This window comes from Nocardia sp. NPDC047038 (assembly GCF_040644075.1).
GTDB classification, from domain to species: domain Bacteria; phylum Actinomycetota; class Actinomycetes; order Mycobacteriales; family Mycobacteriaceae; genus Nocardia; species Nocardia sichangensis.
Map to the genome: position 1 here is coordinate 1305112 of NZ_JBEYVQ010000001.1, position 18907 is coordinate 1324018.

The 18907-nt window shown below is 66.8% G+C and carries 20 protein-coding genes; 18 read left to right on the forward strand and 2 right to left on the reverse strand.

Annotated elements, in window-relative coordinates; all coding sequences use genetic code 11:
• The first annotated feature begins 311 nt into the window (after window positions 1-311).
• From ABZ824_RS06300 to ABZ824_RS06355, 12 genes are all read left to right on the forward strand, one after another.
• Window positions 312-1121, forward strand: a complete 810-nt coding sequence (locus ABZ824_RS06300; protein WP_356962478.1) for an ABC transporter permease — start codon at window positions 312-314, stop codon at window positions 1119-1121.
• Window positions 1122-1123: 2 nt separating this feature from the next.
• A complete protein-coding gene (locus ABZ824_RS06305; RefSeq protein WP_356961971.1) occupies window positions 1124-1987 on the forward strand; it encodes an ABC transporter permease in 864 nt (287 codons plus the stop codon).
• Window positions 1988-1995: 8 nt separating this feature from the next.
• Entirely contained in the window at window positions 1996-3444 is a 1449-nt protein-coding gene (locus ABZ824_RS06310; RefSeq protein ID WP_356961973.1) for an MCE family protein, read from the forward strand.
• The gene (locus ABZ824_RS06315; RefSeq protein WP_355077439.1) at window positions 3441-4463 is read left to right on the forward strand and encodes an MlaD family protein; all 1023 of its coding nucleotides are present in this window, start codon (window positions 3441-3443) and stop codon (window positions 4461-4463) included. The genes ABZ824_RS06310 and ABZ824_RS06315 overlap by 4 nt, the downstream gene beginning before the upstream one ends.
• Window positions 4460-5473 (forward strand): MCE family protein, encoded by a 1014-nt coding sequence (locus ABZ824_RS06320; protein ID WP_356961974.1) that lies wholly within the window; start codon window positions 4460-4462, stop codon window positions 5471-5473. Before ABZ824_RS06315 ends, ABZ824_RS06320 begins: the two co-directional genes overlap by 4 nt.
• Window positions 5473-6573, forward strand: coding sequence for an MCE family protein (locus ABZ824_RS06325; RefSeq protein WP_355077443.1), 1101 nt, complete (start codon window positions 5473-5475; stop codon window positions 6571-6573). Before ABZ824_RS06320 ends, ABZ824_RS06325 begins: the two co-directional genes overlap by 1 nt.
• On the forward strand, window positions 6570-7700 hold the full coding sequence (locus tag ABZ824_RS06330; RefSeq protein ID WP_356961976.1) for an MCE family protein: 1131 nt from the start codon (window positions 6570-6572) through the stop codon (window positions 7698-7700). The genes ABZ824_RS06325 and ABZ824_RS06330 overlap by 4 nt, the downstream gene beginning before the upstream one ends.
• Window positions 7697-8875 (forward strand): MlaD family protein, encoded by a 1179-nt coding sequence (locus ABZ824_RS06335; protein WP_356961978.1) that lies wholly within the window; start codon window positions 7697-7699, stop codon window positions 8873-8875. Before ABZ824_RS06330 ends, ABZ824_RS06335 begins: the two co-directional genes overlap by 4 nt.
• Before the next feature lie 10 nt (window positions 8876-8885).
• A complete protein-coding gene (locus ABZ824_RS06340; protein WP_356961980.1) occupies window positions 8886-9575 on the forward strand; it encodes a hypothetical protein in 690 nt (229 codons plus the stop codon).
• A 10-nt stretch (window positions 9576-9585) separates the two neighbouring features.
• A complete protein-coding gene (locus ABZ824_RS06345; RefSeq protein ID WP_356961982.1) occupies window positions 9586-10836 on the forward strand; it encodes a TetR/AcrR family transcriptional regulator in 1251 nt (416 codons plus the stop codon).
• A 197-nt stretch (window positions 10837-11033) separates the two neighbouring features.
• Window positions 11034-11306, forward strand: coding sequence for a hypothetical protein (locus tag ABZ824_RS06350; protein ID WP_356961984.1), 273 nt, complete (start codon window positions 11034-11036; stop codon window positions 11304-11306).
• A complete protein-coding gene (locus tag ABZ824_RS06355) occupies window positions 11303-12211 on the forward strand; it encodes an oxygenase MpaB family protein (protein WP_356961985.1) in 909 nt (302 codons plus the stop codon). The genes ABZ824_RS06350 and ABZ824_RS06355 overlap by 4 nt, the downstream gene beginning before the upstream one ends.
• A 189-nt stretch (window positions 12212-12400) precedes the next feature.
• On the opposite strand, the gene ABZ824_RS06360 is transcribed toward ABZ824_RS06355, so the two are convergent.
• On the reverse strand, window positions 12401-13276 hold the full coding sequence (locus tag ABZ824_RS06360; RefSeq protein WP_356961986.1) for an alpha/beta hydrolase: 876 nt from the start codon (window positions 13274-13276) through the stop codon (window positions 12401-12403).
• Between the two features lie 95 nt (window positions 13277-13371).
• On the opposite strand from ABZ824_RS06360, the gene ABZ824_RS06365 reads away from it, so the two are divergent.
• Window positions 13372-13761 (forward strand): helix-turn-helix domain-containing protein, encoded by a 390-nt coding sequence (locus tag ABZ824_RS06365; RefSeq protein ID WP_356961988.1) that lies wholly within the window; start codon window positions 13372-13374, stop codon window positions 13759-13761.
• A gap of 35 nt (window positions 13762-13796) precedes the next feature.
• On the opposite strand, the gene ABZ824_RS06370 is transcribed toward ABZ824_RS06365, so the two are convergent.
• The gene (locus ABZ824_RS06370) at window positions 13797-14435 is read right to left on the reverse strand and encodes a PAS and ANTAR domain-containing protein (protein WP_356961990.1); all 639 of its coding nucleotides are present in this window, start codon (window positions 14433-14435) and stop codon (window positions 13797-13799) included.
• 189 nt (window positions 14436-14624) lie between these two features.
• Here ABZ824_RS06370 and ABZ824_RS06375 point away from each other — a divergent pair, with 189 nt between their 5' ends.
• From ABZ824_RS06375 to ABZ824_RS06395, 5 genes are all read left to right on the forward strand, one after another.
• Complete coding sequence (locus ABZ824_RS06375) at window positions 14625-14864, forward strand: hypothetical protein (protein WP_356961992.1); 240 nt, start codon at window positions 14625-14627, stop codon at window positions 14862-14864.
• A 65-nt stretch (window positions 14865-14929) separates the two neighbouring features.
• On the forward strand, window positions 14930-15613 hold the full coding sequence (locus tag ABZ824_RS06380; RefSeq protein ID WP_356961994.1) for a CPBP family intramembrane glutamic endopeptidase: 684 nt from the start codon (window positions 14930-14932) through the stop codon (window positions 15611-15613).
• A gap of 69 nt (window positions 15614-15682) precedes the next feature.
• Window positions 15683-16987 (forward strand): APC family permease, encoded by a 1305-nt coding sequence (locus tag ABZ824_RS06385; RefSeq protein WP_356961996.1) that lies wholly within the window; start codon window positions 15683-15685, stop codon window positions 16985-16987.
• Window positions 16988-17137: 150 nt separating this feature from the next.
• Window positions 17138-17683 (forward strand): hypothetical protein, encoded by a 546-nt coding sequence (locus ABZ824_RS06390; protein ID WP_356961998.1) that lies wholly within the window; start codon window positions 17138-17140, stop codon window positions 17681-17683.
• Window positions 17684-17840: 157 nt separating this feature from the next.
• Complete coding sequence (locus ABZ824_RS06395) at window positions 17841-18899, forward strand: TIGR03617 family F420-dependent LLM class oxidoreductase (protein WP_356962000.1); 1059 nt, start codon at window positions 17841-17843, stop codon at window positions 18897-18899.
• The last annotated feature ends 8 nt before the right edge of the window (window positions 18900-18907 follow it).

Below are 18907 nucleotides of genomic sequence, written 5' to 3' on the forward strand. Positions count from 1 at the left end.
ATCGGGATTTGCTTTCCGATGTGGTCGTCTATCTGCAGTGGCCGCACGTATACGCAGGACAAAAGCGGTATCTGCCGAGGTCCTTGACATGGACCGTGCGCTTCGGCGGATGTCGATGTTTGGAATAATGAATCACTTGCAACTTGTCTGACGTCTGTGAGGTGTGCAACACTTCACCCGCTCCGCGCCATCGAAGGGGCGGCCGCCGGCGCGGTGGACGAGAAATCGGAAAGGAACGGCTACCGGTGACTGCCTCGTTGCGAACGCCAGCCGACAAGCGACCGCCACTGGAACCGGGCGAGCTCGGGAAGATGATCGACAGCGCTTCGGGCTTGTGGCGGCGCCACCCCCAGCGGTCGCTGGAAACACTGGGCAGGCAGGTCACTCTGGGCCGCGAAGCCTTCGTCCAGCTGTTCGTCTCACTGGTGCGGGCACGATTCCCGTTCCGGGAATTCATCAAGCAGTGCGCCTTCATGGCCAACGTGTCGGCGGCGCCGACGGTATTCGTGGCCATCCCGATCGCCGTCGTGGTATCCATCCAGGTCGGCGCGCTCGTGAATCAAGTCGGCGCAACGACATTCATCGGCGCGGTCGCCGGATTGGGCATCATCCGCCAGGGCGCTCCGCTGGTGTCGGCGTTGATGGTCGCCGGTGCGGTCGGTTCGGCGATCTGTGCCGATCTGGGATCGCGAACCATCCGGGAAGAGATCGACGCGATGATGGTGATGGGCGTCGATCCGGTACGCCGCCTGGTCGCGCCCCGGCTCGCGGCGGCGGTGCTGGTGAGCGTCCTGCTCTGCGGATTCGTCGTGTTCGTCGGATTCGCCACCGCGTACATGTTCAACGTGTACGCCCAATCCGGTACGCCGGGCTCGTTCATCAGCTCGTTCGCGTCCTTCGCGGTGGCGAACGATCTGATCATCGCCTTGGTCAAGGCTGCGATCTTCGGGGTGCTGACCGCGGTCATCGCCTGTGATATCGGCTTACACGCGCACGGCGGCCCTGGCGGTGTCGCCAACGCGGTGAATTCGGCGGTGGTCAGCTCGGCGCTGATGTTGTTCGCCACCAACATCATTCTCACTCAGCTGTACAACACGCTCTTCCCGGCGAAGGTGGTGTGAGCATGGCGAGCAGCTACACACCTCCGGCGCTGCGGCCCCTGCATGCCGCCGGGAAAGTCGCGCTGGCGCCTGTGCACGCCAATCAGCGCGTGGGGCATCAGGCCATCACGTTCTTCCAGGCGCTGATCGCCATCCCGTTCGTCCTGAAGCACTATCGCCGTGAGGTGGCACGGCTGACGGCCGATGTCGGCTGGGGCAACGGCTCGCTCATCGTGGGCGGCGGCACGATCGGTGTGGTCGTCATCCTGTGCGCGTTCGGCGGCATCATCGTCGGCATGGAGTCGTTCACGGCTCTGAATCTGCTGACGATGTCTCCACTCACCGGAGCGATCTCCGGATTCGCGACCACTCGCGAACTCGCGCCGATCCTGGCGACCTTGGCTTTCGCCATCCAGGCGGGATGCCGGTTCACCGCTCAACTGGGCTCGATGCGCATCTCCGAGGAGATCGACGCGCTGGAATCCATCGCCATCCGCCCGCTGCCGTATCTGATCAGCACCCGCATGATCGCCGCGACCCTGACCATCATCCCGCTCTACAGCATCGGTCTCGCCACCGCCTACCTGGCCACCAAGATCACGGTGCTGTTCTTGGGCGGCACGGCGGCGGGCACCTACGATCACTACTTCTTCCAGTTCCTGATCGGCCCGGACGTCTTCTTCTCGCTGCTCAAAGTAGTGGTGTTCGTGCTGCTTTCGACGTTCATCCAGTGTTACCACGGCTACGTCGCCACCGGTGGCCCGGAAGGCGTCGGGGTCGCGGCCGGGCGCGCCATCAAGATGGTGATCGTCGTGATGGTGTTCGCGAATCTCTTTCTCACGCTGACGATCTGGGGCATCGATCCCGGATTCCGGATCTCGGGGTAAGGCCGACGATGATTCTTGACCCCAGTGGTCGCGGACCGACCGCGAGACAGCTGACCCTCGCCGGGTCGGCGGTGCTGACGACGGTAGCGGTCCTGCTGTACCTGCTCGCGCTGCGCTACACCGGCTACTTCGAGGACAAGGTCCCGGTGACCGTGGAGCTCACCAGCACCGGCGACGGCTTGCCCGGGCGGGCGGACGTCAAATTCCGCGGCATGGTCGTTGGCCGGGTGGCCGCGGTGGACGTGGTGGCCCGCGGCGCCCGGCAGCAGGCGCGCGTGGATCTGAAACCGGGTGTCGCCTCGACCATTCCGGTGAACGTGACGGCCAGGGTGATCCCGAACAACCTGTTCGGCGTCACGGCGATCGAATTCGTCGACAACGGCCCTGAACCGGAAACGCTGCGCGCAGGCGCCACCATCGCGGAGGACACCAGCAGCGAGACGGTGGCGTTGCAGACGACGTTGAATGTGCTGCGGAACGTGCTCGAGAACATCCAACCGGAGAAATTGGGCCGGGTGCTGGCCACTCTCGCGGCCGCGCTGGATCCCGCGGCGCGTGCGCCCGGCTCGACGGTGGAGCGCCTGGACAACTGGCTGACCGAAATTCGGGCGACGCCCGGCATCGACGCGCTGCTCGGCGATCTCGGGCGGGCATCGATCGCGTTGAGCCAGTCGGCTCCCGAACTGGTCGGGGTGCTGTCGGAGTCGGTGACCACCGCCCGCACGCTGGCCGAACGACGGTCGAAGCTCATCGACTTGCTGGCCACCGGTAACGCGACGGTCGACTCGGTCAACGCACTGTTCGCCCGCAACCCCGACGCGGGCAAGTTCCTCGTGTCCGGTCTGGACGATCTGTTCGGCGGGTTGGCCAAGGATCCCGAGGCCATCCCGTACACGGCCGCGAATCTGAACGTGGCCCTGCGACGGCTGGCGACCACGTTCCACTTCGGTCCGTCCAAACAGATGGTGTGGAAGATGGATGTCTCGTTCACGCCGTTCCAGCAGTACACGGCGAAGGACTGCCCGCACTACGGCGACCAGTACGGTCCCCGCTGCGGAGGCGCCACGGTGCCCGAGGTGGCGGCGGAGCAGAACTACCCGCCGCAGCTGATGCCGAAGTGGCTCGACGCGGCGGGGCCCGCGCCCGTGCCGGTCGCGCCCGCGCCGCTGGGCGCGATGGGGCTGGTGCTGCCGGGCCTGCCTGCGATTCCCGGTCTCCCGTTCATCCCGGGTCTGCCGTCCGTCCCCGGCCTTTCGCCGAGCGCCGTGGCACCCGGCGAGCCCGGCCCGCAGAGTCCGGGCCCCGAGGCGCGGCCCATCGCGCTGCGCGGTTCCGACGCCGTGGCGGCGATCGTGGGAGGGCGGCCGACCGTGGCCCAGTACCTGCTGCTGACTCCGGTGCTGGCGGGCGGATCGGTCACCGTGACCGCCGCCGACGAGGGAGGGGCGCGCCGATGAGATCAGGCAAGGCGCTGGCGGGATTCAGCTTGTTCGCGGTGCTGGCGATCGCGCTCACCGTCACCATCTGGTCCACGTTGCAGCGATCGGTCACCGGGGATACCCAGCGCTACTCGGCGGTCTTCTCCGACGTGCTCGGCCTGCGCGTCGGGGACGACGTACGCATGGCAGGCGTGCGGGTCGGTCGCGTGGACAAGATCGACTTCACCGACGGCTACCGCGCCGAGGTGGAGTTCCGGATCGATGCGCGCCAGCATCTCACCACCACGACGAAGGCACTGGTGCGCTACCAGAATCTGATCGGTCAGCGCTATATCGCCCTGGCGCCGGGCAAGGAAGCCGGCGCCGTCGTCGCGGCGGGCGCGCGGATTCCGCTGGAGCGAACCGAACCGTCGTTCGACGTGTCCGCGTTGTTGTCCGGCTTCGAGCCGTTGTTCAGCGTGCTGCAACCCGATCAGGTCAATTCCCTGTCCGAGACGTTGATCCAGGCCCTGCAAGGCAACCAGGTGTCGCTCAGCAGCCTGATCACCCAAGCCGCGGATCTGGCGGGCACTTTCGGGCAGCGGGACAAGATCCTGGGGGAGGTCCTGAGCAACCTGAGCTCCGTGATCGGCGGCCTGGCCAATCGCAGCGGCGAGCTGGAGACGCTGCTCACCCAGGCCAGGGCGCTGGTCGAGGCGCTCTACTCGCAAGGCGAGAGTCTGAAGCAGTCGGTGGACCGCGTCGCGCACACGACCGACTCGCTGACCCAGCTGATCATGCAGGTCAAGCCAGGTTTGTCGAAGGCGCAGAACGATGCCACCACAGGTGTGGCGTTGCTGCTGCTCAACGGCGCTTCCTTGGACCGGGCTGCGGTCGAACTGCCCGCCGTACTCAACGGCGTCGCGCGCTTCACCAGCAACGGCGCCTACGGCAACGCGTATTTGTGCAGCCTCGACGTGTCGTTGTGGGGCGTGCTGTTGCCTCCTGGACTGTTCTCCCAGGTGGGCGGCAACTCGCATTCGGAGGTGTGCCGATGAGCAAGCGCATTCCGTGGCCGGGATTCCTGCGGAACCGGTATCTGCGACTCGGCCTGATCGCCGCCGCGACGGTGGCCGCTCTGTTGATCGGCTCCAGTGTTCTGACCCAGGCCCGGTTGGGCGACAAGACGATTCACGCCGAATTCGCCCAGGCCGCAGGTTTGCGTCCCGGTGCGACGGTGGACGTGTCGGGAATCGAAGTGGGTGCGGTGCGCGCGGTACGTCTCGAAGGCACCAAGGTCGTGGTCGATCTCAAAGTGCGTCGCGATCTCCGTCTCGGCCCCGACGCGCGTGCGGCGATCAAGATGTCGACGATTCTGGGCCGCCTGCACGTGGACCTGGTGCCAGGAGACGGAAAGGGCCTGCCGGGCAATCGCATCCGCATCGAGAACACGTCGGTGCCGTACAACCTGAGCAAGGTCATCCAGGACCCGAAGTACAAGAACTCCTTCGAACGCATCGAACGCCTCGATCCGCAGAAGCTACGCCAGGCGCTCGACCTGGTCGACCAGCAGATGGGGGATTCCCCGCAGCTGGCGGTCCAGGCGCTCGACAGCATCGGCGCGCTCGCCAAGGTCGTGACCGATCGCCGCGACGAAGTGGACTCGCTGCTGAAGAGCATGGACCAGGTGTCCCAGCTGGTCTCGGACAACCAGAACAGCGTGCTGTTGCTGCTGACCCGCGGCGAGGCGATCGGCAACGCCGTCCAGCAGCGACAGGATCTGTTGAAACAGTTGCTCGACAACGTCGCGGCCCTGTCGAGATTGCTCCAGGAGATGGGTCTGGAGAACAACGGCCGGCTCGGGCCGCTGATCCACGACCTGAACACCATGTCCGAGGGATTGGTCAAGAACCGCGACAATCTGGACCGGCTCTACGAGAACATGCCGATCGCTCTGCGGCAGTTCAACAACGCCGTCGGCAACGGTCCGTACGGCGACGTCTGGGCGCCGTGGTTCTTCCCGGACAACTGGCTGTGCTTCGCTCGAGCCGTACAGGGGTGCAATTGATGAGAACACGACGATTCGCGCAGCTCGGCGTGCTGATCGTGGCCGCGCTGGTCACCGCGAGTTGCGCGCTCGTACCGGACAGCCTGACCGCGCTGCCGCGGCAGTACCTCGGCGAGCGCATCCGCATCAGCGCCGATTTCGAGAACGTCGCCGGGCTGTACGCGGGCAACGAGGTCGCGGTGCTGGGCGTTCCGGTCGGCCGGGTCGACACCGTGGAGGCCAAGGGCAGCTACGTCCAGGTCACCATGAGCCTGGAACAGGGAACCAAGGTCCCGGCCGATGCCATCGCCGCCTTGGTGTCTCCGCAGCTGATCACCAATCGGCATGTCGAACTCGCCCCCGCGTACAGCGGGGACGGGCCGCTGCTCACCGACGGGACGCACATCCCGCTGGCCAGGACGCGCACACCGGTCGAACTCGACCGCATCCTGCAGAATTTCGACCAGCTCGGCGCCGCGCTCAAAGGCGACGACCGGAACGGTCCGATGGCCAGCCGTGTCCTGTTCCCGCTCTTGGACGGCAACGGCGACAGACTGCGCGCGACCCTGGACGCGCTGTCCTCGGCGTTCGAGGTGACCTTCGCCAACAAGGACCAGATCTCGAACACGATCATCAAACTCAACGAGATCACGCAGATCATCGCCCAGAACGACCAGACGGTACGTGATTTCAGCGGCCGCCTCACCGAACTGGTGCAGCTGATGGGCGACCAGGCGCCCGGTCTGCAGGCGGTGCTGCGGCAGTTGGACCAGTTCGTCGCCAACACCGCCACGCTGGTCGGCGAGAACTCCGATCAGCTCGCCGGTGCGCTGGAGCGATTCACGACCATCACCGAACAGATGCGGGCCAACGCCCGCGGCCTCACCGAGATCGTCGACGTCGGGCCGTTGCTGTTCGAGAACTTGTCCAACGCGGTCAGCCGGGAGCACCAAGCGCTGCGCCTGCACGCGCTGACCGACAAGGTCCTGCTCGACAACGAGGTCGTGTCCCAGTTCTGCGAACGCGTCCAGATGCGCCTGGATGGCTGCCGCACCGGGAAGATCCAGGACTTCGGGCCCGACTTCGGCCTCACCGCGGCACTACTGGGGATTTCGAAATGATCGGAACGAACCCGCTTCGACGCACCGCGGTGGCGGCGGCGTTGGTCGCGGTCATGGGCACCGCGACCGGCTGCGGCGTGACGGTGGCGAATCCGCCGATGCCCAAACCGGGTATCGGAGCCCCCGGCTACACCATTCGCGCGGCCTTCCGTGACGCGCTCAATCTGCCCGATCACGCGCACGTGAAGATCGGTGGCACCGATATCGGCGTCGTCACCGCGATCAGCACGACCAACTTCATCGCGGAGGTGGAAATGCTGATCAGGGAGGACATCCAGCTGCCACGCGGTACCACCGCGGAGTTGCGTCAGGCGACGCCGCTCGGCGACATCTTCGTCGCGATGACGTTGCCCGCGGCCACATCCGGCGGCGAGAATCTGCGCGCCGGTGACGTCATCGGAACCGAGCACACGTCGGCCGCCGCGTCCGTCGAGCAGCTGATGATGTCGGTCTCGATGTTGATCAACGGCGGCGGCATCAACCAGGCCGCGAAGATCACCTCCGAGATGGATTCGATGTTCGCGGGCCGCGCGCCACAACTCGCGCACCTGCTCAGCGAACTGACCGGTGTCATCGCCGCGCTGAATCAGCGCACCGGCGACATCGACAGCGTCCTGACCGGCCTCAACGTGCTCACCGGTGAATTGGCCAGGCGGAAGGCCGAGTTGGGCGACGCCGCGGATACCTTCCCCGGGCTGCTGGCTCTGCTCGCGGAGAACAACCAGTCCATCGTGGACCTGCTCGACAAAGTCTCGACCACGATGACCGCGCTCGGCGATTTCACCGAGACGACCGGCCCGCAGGCGGTCAGCTTGTTCGACAGCATCCAGCGGTTGATGGCGGGTTTCACCCAGATGGGCGACGACCTGGACGGAACGTTGAACGGCCTGCACACCATCTATCCCTCGCTGATGGCGAGCCTCGACGGGCCCGCCCTGGCCGTCGCCGCGACGGTGTCCTACCTCAGCGTCGGGGCCTTGACCGATCCCAGCGGCAGCAGGCTGCCCGAGTTCGGCGACGTGCCCGCGTTCATCGGCAGCTTGGCGCAGGTGATCGAGAAGGTGATCGGCCGGGTCACCAGCCCGCCACAGCAACCTCAGCAGCCCCAGCAAGGAGGAGAGCGATGAATCCCCCCTTGTGGCGATGGCTGGTCCGCCGCCGTGTCGCGGTGGCGAACTTCGGATTGATCGTGGTGCTGATCCTCGGCGCGGCCTATCTCGGCGCCGAAGTCCTGCGGTTCGATCCGCTACGCGACGACTACACGGTGACTGTGGAGTTGCAGTCGTCCGGTGGCTTGTCGGCGGGCAACGACGTCACCTTCCGCGGCACCAGGGTCGGCAAGGTCCGCGAGGTGAAAGTCGCGGGCAGCGGCGTCGCGGCCGTGGCCGAGATCGACTCCGCTGCCGAGATTCCCGTGGGCGGCACGGTCGCCGTCGGCCGGTTGTCGGCGGCGGGCGAGCAGTACCTGGACTTCCGCCCGGATTCCGACACCGGCCCCTACCTCACCGACGGCGCGCTGGTGGAACGCTCCCAGACGACCGTGCCGGTGAGCGTGCAGTCGGTGCTGACCGATCTCAGCGGCTTCATCGGGGGATTGAACCCGGACCGGTTGAACGTGATAATCGACGAACTCGACAAGGCGCTGGCCGGAGGCCCCGACCAGTTGCGCAACATGGTGTCGGGCATCAGTCGCGCCATGGCCGGGCTGACCGACCTGCTGCCGCAGACACGTCAGCTGATCGAAAACCTCGAAGTGATCGCGGAGACGACCTCGCATGCGCAACCGGACCTCGCGACACTCACGCGCACGGGCGGCGTGCTGTTCGAGCAGCTGACCGCGGCGGATCTGGAAGTACGTCACCTCCTGGACGAAGGGCCCGCCCAGCTCAGCACGCTCGGCGGCTTCGTGTCCCGCACCCAGGATCCCATCACGAACCTGGTGACGAACTTCGTCGCGATCACCAAGGCGGCCAAGCTGCGCGCCCCGGCGATCGCGGCACTGTTCCCCGCTTTGCGGGTCGGCTCGGAGGCGCTGGGCATACCCGCCCACGACAACGCCTTCTACACCCTGGTCGACATCTGGCCCCGCCCCACATGCGAATACGACACCATCCCGGTGGTGCCCACGGACAAGATGACCGACACCCGAGTCCGGCTCTACAACTACTGCGTCACCAACGATCCCGCCCTGCAGGTGCGTGGTTCGGCGAACGCGCCGCGTCCCGGCATTCCGGACAACGGGGCCGCCCGGCCGCCCGGTGTCCGTGGCGACGAACTGTCCCGCCCGGTCCCCGGCAACTAGGAGATTTCCGATGAAGAATGAAGACGTCGATCCGCCCGCCGAAACCGGCTCGCCCGCAACGCAAGCGGATGAGAAGGACGCCGAGTCCGTGCGCACCGACTCCGCGGGCACGACTGCGCCGGACGCGAATCCCGCCGGAACCGGCACAGCGAAATCCGGTGATCGGTGGCGCCGGCTGCGCGGTCTGCCGATCCGCCGTCCCGGTCCGATCGTCCTGCGTTCGGCGGCCGCGATCCTCGTGGGTGTGTCGGTGGCGTCGGCCGGTTACTGGTACGTCCAGGATCACAACAGCAAGAATCTGCTGGCGGCACAGGAAGACGCGCGCGCCGCGGCGTGCCGGTACGCGCCCGTCCTGGCGAACTACGACTCGAAGAATCTCGACGCCTACTTCGCCGCCGTCAGCGACGGCGCCACCGGCGACTGGAAGAAACAATTCGAGTCCACCAGCACGGAGCTGCGTACGGTGCTCGGCGAAGGCCAGGTCACTTCGGCCACGCGCGACGTGCAGTGCGCGATTCGCGCCGGTGACGAACACTCCGCCGAAGCGATCGTGGTCATCGGCCAGACCATCACCAGTCTCGGCACCAAGGGCAAGCCCGCGCCGGGGCAATTGTCGATGGTGATGCGCTTGGAGAAGGTCGGGGACAGGTGGCTGGTGAACAAGGTCAACTCGCCGTTGACATTACCCGCGCAACCGTGACGCCGGTGCCGTGAAGAGCGCGAGAACAGAATCCGCCGAGCCCGGCTCGGAACGGGTGGTGCGCAGGCGCCCGCGCAACCGGCGGGCTCAGATCGCGGCCACGTCCGCCGCCGCGTTCGGGGCCCTCGGCTATCACGGCGTCAGCATGGAGGAGATCGCGGCCAAGGTCGGGATCAGCTCCGCGGCGCTGTATCGCCACTACCCCAGCAAGTATTCGCTGTTCCGCGAAGAGTTGCTCCGCTTGGGCCAGATCACCGTCGACGCGGTGACACTTCCCGCCGAGGCCGAGAGCTGGAGCGCCGAGGCTCGATTGCGATACGTCATCGATGCCTTGATCGCCCAGGCCGTCACCAATCGCCCGACCGTGACTCTGGCGCGCTGGGAAGGCCGCTATCTGGACGACGAAGACGGCAAGACCCTCACCGATCAATTCGCGACCTCGATCACCGCGCTTCGCCGGCTGATCGCTGCGGTGCGCCCAGGGTTGAGCAAGCGCGACGAATTCGTCCGTGCGGTGGCGATACTCAGCATCGTCAGCAGCATCGGTGATCACCACGCCGCCCTGCCGACGAAATCTCTCGCGGCCCTGCTGGCCTCCGCCTGTTGGACGGCGGTGCACGCGGTGTTGCCGACTTTCGCCGAACCCCTCGTCGCGCAGCCGTCGACGGACCCGCCGACCCCTTTCAAACATCAGTTGTTGCTGGCGAAAGCCGTGGAACTGTTCCATGAGCGCGGATATCCGAATGTCAGCGTCGAGGACATCGCCGCCGCGGCGGACCTGGCCGCCGCGTCCGCGGTCTACCGCTACTACCGCAGCAAAAGCGACCTGTTGACCGCCGCTTTCCGTCGCGCCGCCGACCGGGTGGCGGACGCCATCGGTCCCGTCATCGCGTCTTCGGCCACTCCTTCCGCGGCGCTGACGGAATTGATCGCACTCTACGTCGCGGGCTCCTTCGCCGAGCGGGAACTGACATTCGTCTACTACACGGAGTTCTCGCACGTCCCGGCCGAAGACCGAGTCGTGTTGCGCAACATTCAGCGTCTGTCGGTGGCCGAGTGGGGCAAACTGCTGGTCGCCGTGCGCTCCGATCTCTCCGAAGCGCAAGCGCGAATTCTCGTGCACGCCGCGTTCGGTCAGGTCGTCGACCTCGGCAGGGCTCTGGGCGACGGCAGGCGCGGCTGTCCGCAGGATGCCGTGGCGCGCTTGATGCGGGTCACCTTGTTCGATACGGCGACACAGCCGCCCGGCGTGCGGAAATGAGCGACCTGGCACGGCCATTCCGGCGGCCTGGCGATCGGTGTGAGACTCAGAACATAGGACAACATATGATGCTATGCGCTCAGTAAATATCGCCTTGGTTACTAGTTTTATTGCGTCAGCAACTCGGAGTCGAGTAGAATAGTCAGTAACATAAGCTACTGATGACCGGTCCAGGTCATCGAACGCAGGAGAGTCCGATGCCCGCCGATGTTCTCGTGGAGGAGCGGCCGAAGTGGGAACGCGCCGGAGTCGGGCGTACCCCGGCTTCGGAGTCCGCGGGGTGGCGCGACACGGTCGGGTCCGGACCGTCGACCGTCAGTCGGGTGCTGGGAGCGGAGTTGACCGTGTTCGAGTTCCTCGTCGTGCTCTCCGCCGCCGGGCTGGTGTTCGGCGGTGTCCGGCTGACGTCGGCGCGACTGGTTCGCCTGGTCGCGCGACGTATGAACGCAGATGGAAGGACATCCCGATGACCGCAGTCGCTCATCAACCCGATCGCGACCACAGTGCGCCGCTGACGAAGGACCGCACCCGCATCGGTATCAGCGTCACGCATCGGCCGTACACCAAGCGGCCGATCGAACTCACCGACGCTCTGGACTTCTGGTCCTTCGCCGGCGCCGCGGCCAACGTCGTCATGCAGATGGCCCGGCCGGGCGTCGGCTACGGCGTGGCCGAAAGCAAGGTGGAGTCCGGCTCGCTGATGAAGCACCCGTGGAAACGGGCGCGCACGACCACGCAATATCTCGCGGTCGCCATCCTCGGTACCGACGAAGAGCGCACGGCATATCGCGAAGCGGTGAATGTGGCGCACCGGCAGGTGCATTCGGCCCCGGGCGCCGCCGTGAAGTACAACGCCTTCGACCGCAACCTCCAACTGTGGGTCGCCGCCTGCCTTTACATCGGTTTCGAGGACACCTACCAGCTGTTACACGGGAGAATGAACGACGAGCAGGCCGAAGCGTTCTACACCTCGTCCTCCACTCTGGGCACCACCTTGCAGGTCACGGAGGACATGTGGCCCGCCACCCGCGCGGAATTCGACGAATATTGGAACACCGCGTGCGAGCAAGTCGTGCTGGACGACTACGTCCGGGGCTACCTCGAGAGCCTGCTGAATCTTCGCATGATCCACTGGTACCTGCGGCTGCCTTTCCGGAACCTGCTCCGGTTCCTCACCATCGGATTCCTGGCCCCGATTTTCCGGGAACAGCTCCGGGTCGAGTGGACCGACGCCGACCAGCGGAGGTTCGAGAACCTGTTCGTATTCGTTTCCTTTGTCAACCGCTTCATTCCGCGCTTCGTGCGGCACGGCGGATCGCACGCGCTGATGGTCGATCTGCGTCGGCGAATCCGCAAGCAGAAGAACCTCATATGAGTCCGAACAAGTTGCTCGTTGAACCATTCCGCCCCCGCGGAACCCGGGTTTGGTGATTTCGCGTACAGCCCGGTACATTCGTCTTGTCAAACTACCGAGCGATCGGTGGATAGGCGCGAATACCCCCGAGCGAGCCCCGAACCGATGTATACCGGTTCGGGGCTCGGTTGGTTTGTCCGCGCTTTCCCGTCAATCCGGCCGGAGTGCGGCCCCGCGGTCGTCGGCAAGAAAATCGCTGAGCAACGACACCAGTTCCGTCGGTGCGTGCAGCGGGATGATGTGCCCGCAACCCGGAATCTCCTGGTGGATCAGCACATCGGTGATGGGAGCCAATTGCCGGGCCAGCGCGTCACCCACCGGGTGTGCGCCGACGGCCATGGTCGGCGCCGTGAGCCGTACGGTGGCCGCCGCGTCGTGTATCTGCCGGGCGCTGGCCGGCATCGCACGGTAGTAGGAGAACGCGCATCGCAACGCCTCCGGGTTGCCGTAGGCCTCGACGAAGGCGTCCCGAATCGGCCCGGGAACACCGTGGCCCAAAGTGCCCGCGTCCAGAAACCAGTCGATATACGCCGCCTCGTTTCCGGCGACGACCTTCTCCGCGAGGCCCGGCACCGCATGGAACCCGAACCACCAGGGCGGCCCGGCGGACAGGAAATCCTCGGCGCCGGGCAGCGTGCCCAGCAGCGATTCCATCAGCACCAGTCGCCGCACCCGGTGCTGGTGCCGCATGGCCAGCAGAAAGGCGGGTGGCGTGCCCGCATCGATTCCGACCACCGCCGCGGTCGGCTCGCCGAGCGCGTCCAGCAGTCCTGCGGCGTCGACGGCCAGATTCCCCGCGTCGTAGCCGTCGGCCGCGCGCGTGCTCGCCCCGAGGCCGCGCAGGTCCGGTGCGATCACTCGGTGCCCTCGCGCGAGCGGCCCGATCACCTCGGACCACAGCTGCCAGGTGTGCGGGAACCCGTGCAACAACAGGACCGCGGGCCCACGCCCGGCGATCGCGACATTCACCTCGATGCCATTGGTCGCGATGCGGCGCAACAAGATCTCGGAAGACAAGGTGGTCATCACCTACTCCTGGTCACTATTGGTTATCAGGTGACCGTAGGTAAGCTGAGCGGCGCTGCCAAGACCGCACCTTCGAATCAGGTGGTGAGCCCGAGGTGACTACCGATCCCCTGCGTAAGCACGTCGAAGCCGCCGGTGACCTGTTCGATCCCGCCTGTCCGACCCGGCGGCTGCTCGACCGCATCGGCACGAAATGGGTCTCCATGGTGGTGAAACTGCTCGCCGAGGCCGCGCCCGGCGAGATTCGCTTCGCCGAACTCCAGCGCCGCATGCCCGGTGTCTCGCAGAAGATGCTCTCCGTAACACTCCGGAATCTGACCGGGGACGGGCTGGTCGCACGGCGCGTGGAACCCACCGTGCCGCCGCGCGTGTACTACCGGCTCACCGAACTCGGTCTGTCGCTGGAAGTTCCGCTGGCGGCGCTACGCGCGTGGGCCGAAGCGCACATGGCCGAGATCGACCACGGCCGTCCGGACAACCACTGACACGACGGGGGAGCCGAGACCCCGACGACATCGGGTCAAGGGCAGCCCTGCACACGACGTTCGTCCGTGGTGAGCAGCACGTGGTCGAAGCGCGTGCGGGTCTGCACATCCGCACCGCCGAAATCGATCAGCGCGGCCACGAGTTCCTCGGCCAGAACACGCAGTTTCGTATTCGTCTCTTGTGATCGCCAGGTGAGCACACGGAATGCCTGATCGGCCGAAATCCCGTACACCAGCATCAAGGCGCCCTTCGCCTGCTCGATCACTTCGCGGGCGGCGACCATCTCCGGCAGCGTAGCGTCGATGATCTCCTGGCGCTCCTCGTCGACGGTGTCGGTGACATCGATGTAGTACCCCGCCGTGCCGACCACCGCACCGGTGGCGTCACGCATCTGATCGCCGACGACCAGCACGTGGTGCGTCACTCCCATGGTATCGACGATGCGGTGGCGGCCGCTGAACGGCAGCCCGGTCCGCACCGCCGTCGCCAAAGTGTCGGCGACCTCCGCTCGGTCGTCCGGATGCTTGTGCGCCAGGACCAGTTCCGTCGTCGGTGTCACCTCACCCGGTGCGTACCCGTGCAGGGCCGCGACCTCCTCCGACCATTCCCAGCGTTGATCGGCGAACCAGAATTGGAAACTTCCCGTTCTTTTGGAGACGGGGACCGTGGGCACGGCCCCCGATGGCGCATTGTCGTTCACTGGTCCGGCATTCCCCGCCGCGTAATGGGTATGCGTGTGTACCGCGCAGGCGTGAACCGCCTCACGACGCCGCGACGCATCCGAGGGCGGTCGGGCGTCACAGCGGTGGAAGCGCCTGCGCGACCATCGTGCCCTCGTGCGGGAAGACCGACCATGCGCGTCGTGGCTCCGGCAGCAGGCACACTGTGCGAGGCATTCGCGAATGTCACAGTGGCGTGGTCTGCTCCGTTCCGTCTGCTCGGAGAGAACGCGGGGCGCGAGCGGCGAAGCGAGGAGCGGGAAGTGGACCATCTGCCGTCGCCGCTCCGGCTGGCCTGTATCGTGCCGGTCGCGGTGGCCGCGATGGTGTGGGTGATCATGCCGCTGCTGTCCCGGTGGTTCGCAGGGTGGTTGTCCCGCTGAGGATGTCGGTGCCCATCGTCCGAATGTGATCGGCACGCTTGTCGCTGCGGAATTATGCTGGGGCCGTGCGGATCAGACTGCGGCGTCGGGTGTACCTGGGCGCCGAGTACGCGACACTGTTCTTCGGCGGAGCGACCGTCTACAACGCGGTGTCGCGCGGCAAGTCGCCGATTCCCGCACTGCTCGCGCTGGCCGCGGGCGCGGCGGTCTATCTGCGGCGTTCCTCCGATTTCGATCGCGCCGCGTTCTGGCGCAGCGAGGCACTGCGCGCCCAGGCGCGGTCGATGGCGGCGGGCGCGGCAGCGAGCGCGGTGGCGCTCACCGCGGCGGTCGCGGTGGTGCGGCGGGAGGATCTGTTCGATCTGCCCCGGCGGAATCCCGGGATATGGCTCGCGGTGATGGTGCTGTATCCCGTGCTGAGCGTGTACCCGCAGGAATTGATCTTCCGATCGTTCCTGTTCCACCGGTACGCGCCCGTCTTCGGGGAAGGCGCGGGGTTGGTGATCGCGAGCGCGGCCGCGTTCGGCTTCGTGCACATCGCCTTCGGCAGCTGGTTCTCGGTCGCCGCCAGCGGCGTCGGTGGCTGGATCTTCGCCTCGCGGTACTCGCGGACCCGGTCGCTGTTCACCGCGTCGGTGGAGCACTCGGTGTACGGAATCGTCGTGTTCACGGTCGGTCTGGGCAGGCACTTCTATCACGGCGCCGCGCAGGCGGCCCCCAGCCGCATGATCGCGGCGACGCCGGCGTGACACGGCGCGAGCTTCGGCGTCGATGACGCGGGTATCCGCCGCCCTGTGGTGGATACTCTGCGACGGGCGGTGAGCACGCCCCTGCTGTACTTCTTCATTCTCGGTGACATCCTGGGCGCGGGCGTCTACGTGCTGGTCGGCAACATCGCGCGGGAGTCCGGTGGTGCGATCTGGTTACCGCTTCTGGTGGCCCTCGGTATGTCCTGCCTCACTGCCGGTTCCTATGCCGAGTTGGCGACGAAGTATCCCGAGGCGGGCGGCTCGGCCCACTACGCGCGCCGTGCGCTCGGGCCGGCCGCGGGATCGCTCGTCGGCTTCTGCATGCTCGCGGCCGGTGTGGTGTCGGTGGCCGCGCTGAGCAGGGCGTTCGCCGCGGACTACCTCCGCGCCTTGGTCACATTGCCGACCGCGCTGGTCGTGGTGGTGTTCATCGGCGCGTTGGCGCTGCTCAACATCTATGGCATCAAGGAGTCGCTTGGCGCCAACGTGGCCGCGACCGTGGTCGAACTCGGCGGGCTCGTCGTGGTCATCGGGCTCGGCGCGTGGGTGATCGTTCGGGGAGACGCCGAACCGGCCCGGCTCGCCGAGGTGGGGACCGAGCAGCACGGCGTCGTCGGCGCGACCCTGGCGGGCGCGGTGCTGGCCTTCTACTCTTTCGTCGGGTTCGAGACCTCGGTGAATCTGGCGGAGGAAGTCGCCGAGCCGCGCAGGTCCTATCCGCGCGCGCTGTTCGGGGCGCTGCTTACCGCCGGTGGCGTGTACCTGCTGATCGGCTTCGTGGCCGGTGCGGCGGTGCCCACCGATCGGCTGGCGAATTCGAGCGGTCCGCTGCTGGAGGTGGTGCGCCTGGCCGGTGGCGTCCCGGACGAGTTGTTCGCCGTGGTCGCCCTGGTGGCCGTCGCGAACGGGGCGCTGCTGACCGGCATCATGTCCTCGCGGCTGGCCTACGGCATGGCTCGCGAGGAGCTGCTTCCGCGCGCGCTGGGCCGGATTCTGCCGGGCCGCCGGACGCCGTGGGTGGCGATCGCCGTGACCGCGGCGGCGTCGTTGTCGCTCGCACTGACCGGCGAGGTTGCCTCCCTCGCCGAGACTTTGGTGTTGTTGCTGCTGGTCGTTTTCGCGGCGGTCAATGCGTCGGCGCTGATCCTGCGGCGGGAGCCCGACGTGGCCGAGCATTTTCGCGTGCCACGCGTCGTGCCTTGGCTGGGACTGGCCTCCTGTCTGTTCCTGTTCACCCGGATCGACGGGGTCGTGTGGTTGCGGGGTTGCGTTCTGATCGGCATCGGATTGCTGTTCGCCGCCGTGAACGCGGTTCGCGCGCATCGGTCCCAGCCGGACGGCCATAACACTTTCTCGGCCGGGCGCGGCGCATGACGATTCGCTCTCCATTGCGCGGCGACACGGACAGGTCGTTGCACCTGGATGCGCCCGGTGGTACTTCTTCACGGCGCCACAGCGCCGATCGCAGTACGGAGATCGGATCGGTACCCCCTGAACTCGCCCCTGTCCCGGAGGTTCCACGCGATGACTTATCCAGTGCACGGCGGCTCCTCGCTCCGCAGCAGACTCCGCGGCTACACCCCGCGGCGGTACAACCGGCTCCCGGCGGCGCATCGCGTTCTCGCCGTCCCGAATCGTCCCAGCGAATGGCATCCGGGGATGCTGTGGTGGGATGCGAGCACAGTGCGCGTGACGTACCCACGGCCGGAGGCCACAGGGCGTTGGAACACCGTGCCGCACCTCGTGTTGCCGGTCGACCACGGGCGTCTGGCCTTCTGTATCTCGTCGCATTCCAGCGAGGCTCGGCATCTGGCCCGCGAACCCCGGGTCATCGTGCAGGCCGCGGACTGGCGAGGTGCGCCGGCTCTCGGATCGCGGCAGCATCAGGGCACGGCCGAATTGCTCCGTACCGGGCCACTGTTCCACCAGGTGCGGGCCGGTATGCAGACCAAATACGGACGATGGCTCGGGCTGGCGCGTCTGGGCCACAGACTGGCCATGGGCGCGGCGCCCTACGGCGACATCGTGGTCGTCGTCACCGTGAGCGAGAACTCGCTGCTCGGTACGTGACCTCACCCCTCGGGAGTTCCGCTGTCCGGCGGTGACATCGAGCGAAGCCGATCCGAGCGCGGTTCGCTCGAACTGGACACCTGCACAGAGCGCTGTCCATACGATGGGGTCGTCGTGTCGCGGAAAGCGTGACGCACCGAGACCGGCGGAGGTCGGCGTGAAGGTTCATGTGCAGGTCACCGGAGCGCCACCGCACGTCGCGGCCGACGCGCGAGCGCTGGCCGAGACCGGGGCCGACGGCCTGTTCACCTTCGAGGGCCCGCACGACGTGTTCTTTCCCCTCGTCGTCGCAGCCGGAGTGACATCCCTGGAACTGATGACGAACGTGGCGATCGCCGGGCCGCGTAGCCCGATGCATCTGGCCCACGCTGCCTACGATCTGCGGCTCTACAGCGAGGGACGGTTCCGGCTCGGGTTGGGCTCGCAGATCCGCGCCCATATCGAGAAGCGTTACGGCAGCAGTTGGGGCGCGCCCGCGGAGCGCACCGCGGAGAGCGTGGCGGCGGTGAAAGCGATCCTCGCCGCGTGGGAAGGGGAGGGCCCGTTGAACTTTCGCGGCAAGTACTACACGCACACGCTGATGCCGCCCACCTTCGATCCCGGGCCGAACCCGTTCGGTCCGCCTCCGGTGCTGATGGGCGCGCTCGGACCGGTGATGACGCGCAAGGCCGCGGAGGTCGCCGACGGACTGCTGGTGATGCCGTTCAACAGCGGGCGCCATTTCACCGAGCGCACACTGCCCGCCGTCGCCGAGGGCCTGCGCCGGGCCGGGCGGACCGCGGACGGATTCCCCGTGATCGCTCAGGTCATGGTCGCGCTCGGGCGCACCGAGGAAGCTCTGACCGCTGCGATGGACGGCGTGGGCTCGCTGATCGCGTTCTACGGGTCCACGCCCGCGTATCGTCCGGTCCTCGAAGTCGAGGGATGGGCGGCGTTGCAATCCAAACTCAACGCGCTGTCCAAGACGGGCGATTTCGCCGAGATGCGGGCGGCGGTCACCGACGAGATGGTGCGCACGATCGGGGTGGCAGGCACACCGGAAGAGTGCGCGGCGCAGATCAGGGCCCGCTTCGGCGCCGGGATCGAAGAGGTGTGCTGCTACTTCCCCGGCTACGCACCGGATGCGGCGGACGTCGCAGACTTGGTGCAAGCATTGCACCGGAGCGGTGAGGTGCGCCCGTCGCTCGACGCGGCCCAGGGCCGACAGCGAAGTTAGCAACCGCG

Excerpts from the sequence above, each read along its gene's own strand:
- ABZ824_RS06300 (WP_356962478.1), top strand. The coding sequence starts at position 312 with ATGATCGACAGCGCTTCGGGCTTGTGGCGGCGCCACCCCCAGCGGTCG.
- ABZ824_RS06305 (WP_356961971.1), top strand. The coding sequence starts at position 1,124 with ATGGCGAGCAGCTACACACCTCCGGCGCTGCGGCCCCTGCATGCCGCC.
- ABZ824_RS06310 (WP_356961973.1), top strand. The coding sequence starts at position 1,996 with ATGATTCTTGACCCCAGTGGTCGCGGACCGACCGCGAGACAGCTGACC.
- ABZ824_RS06315 (WP_355077439.1), top strand. The coding sequence starts at position 3,441 with ATGAGATCAGGCAAGGCGCTGGCGGGATTCAGCTTGTTCGCGGTGCTG.
- ABZ824_RS06320 (WP_356961974.1), top strand. The coding sequence starts at position 4,460 with ATGAGCAAGCGCATTCCGTGGCCGGGATTCCTGCGGAACCGGTATCTG.
- ABZ824_RS06325 (WP_355077443.1), top strand. The coding sequence starts at position 5,473 with ATGAGAACACGACGATTCGCGCAGCTCGGCGTGCTGATCGTGGCCGCG.
- ABZ824_RS06330 (WP_356961976.1), top strand. The coding sequence starts at position 6,570 with ATGATCGGAACGAACCCGCTTCGACGCACCGCGGTGGCGGCGGCGTTG.
- ABZ824_RS06335 (WP_356961978.1), top strand. The coding sequence starts at position 7,697 with ATGAATCCCCCCTTGTGGCGATGGCTGGTCCGCCGCCGTGTCGCGGTG.
- ABZ824_RS06340 (WP_356961980.1), top strand. The coding sequence starts at position 8,886 with ATGAAGAATGAAGACGTCGATCCGCCCGCCGAAACCGGCTCGCCCGCA.
- ABZ824_RS06350 (WP_356961984.1), top strand. The coding sequence starts at position 11,034 with ATGCCCGCCGATGTTCTCGTGGAGGAGCGGCCGAAGTGGGAACGCGCC.
- ABZ824_RS06355 (WP_356961985.1), top strand. The coding sequence starts at position 11,303 with ATGACCGCAGTCGCTCATCAACCCGATCGCGACCACAGTGCGCCGCTG.
- ABZ824_RS06360 (WP_356961986.1), bottom strand. The coding sequence starts at position 13,276 with ATGACCACCTTGTCTTCCGAGATCTTGTTGCGCCGCATCGCGACCAAT.
- ABZ824_RS06390 (WP_356961998.1), top strand. The coding sequence starts at position 17,138 with ATGACTTATCCAGTGCACGGCGGCTCCTCGCTCCGCAGCAGACTCCGC.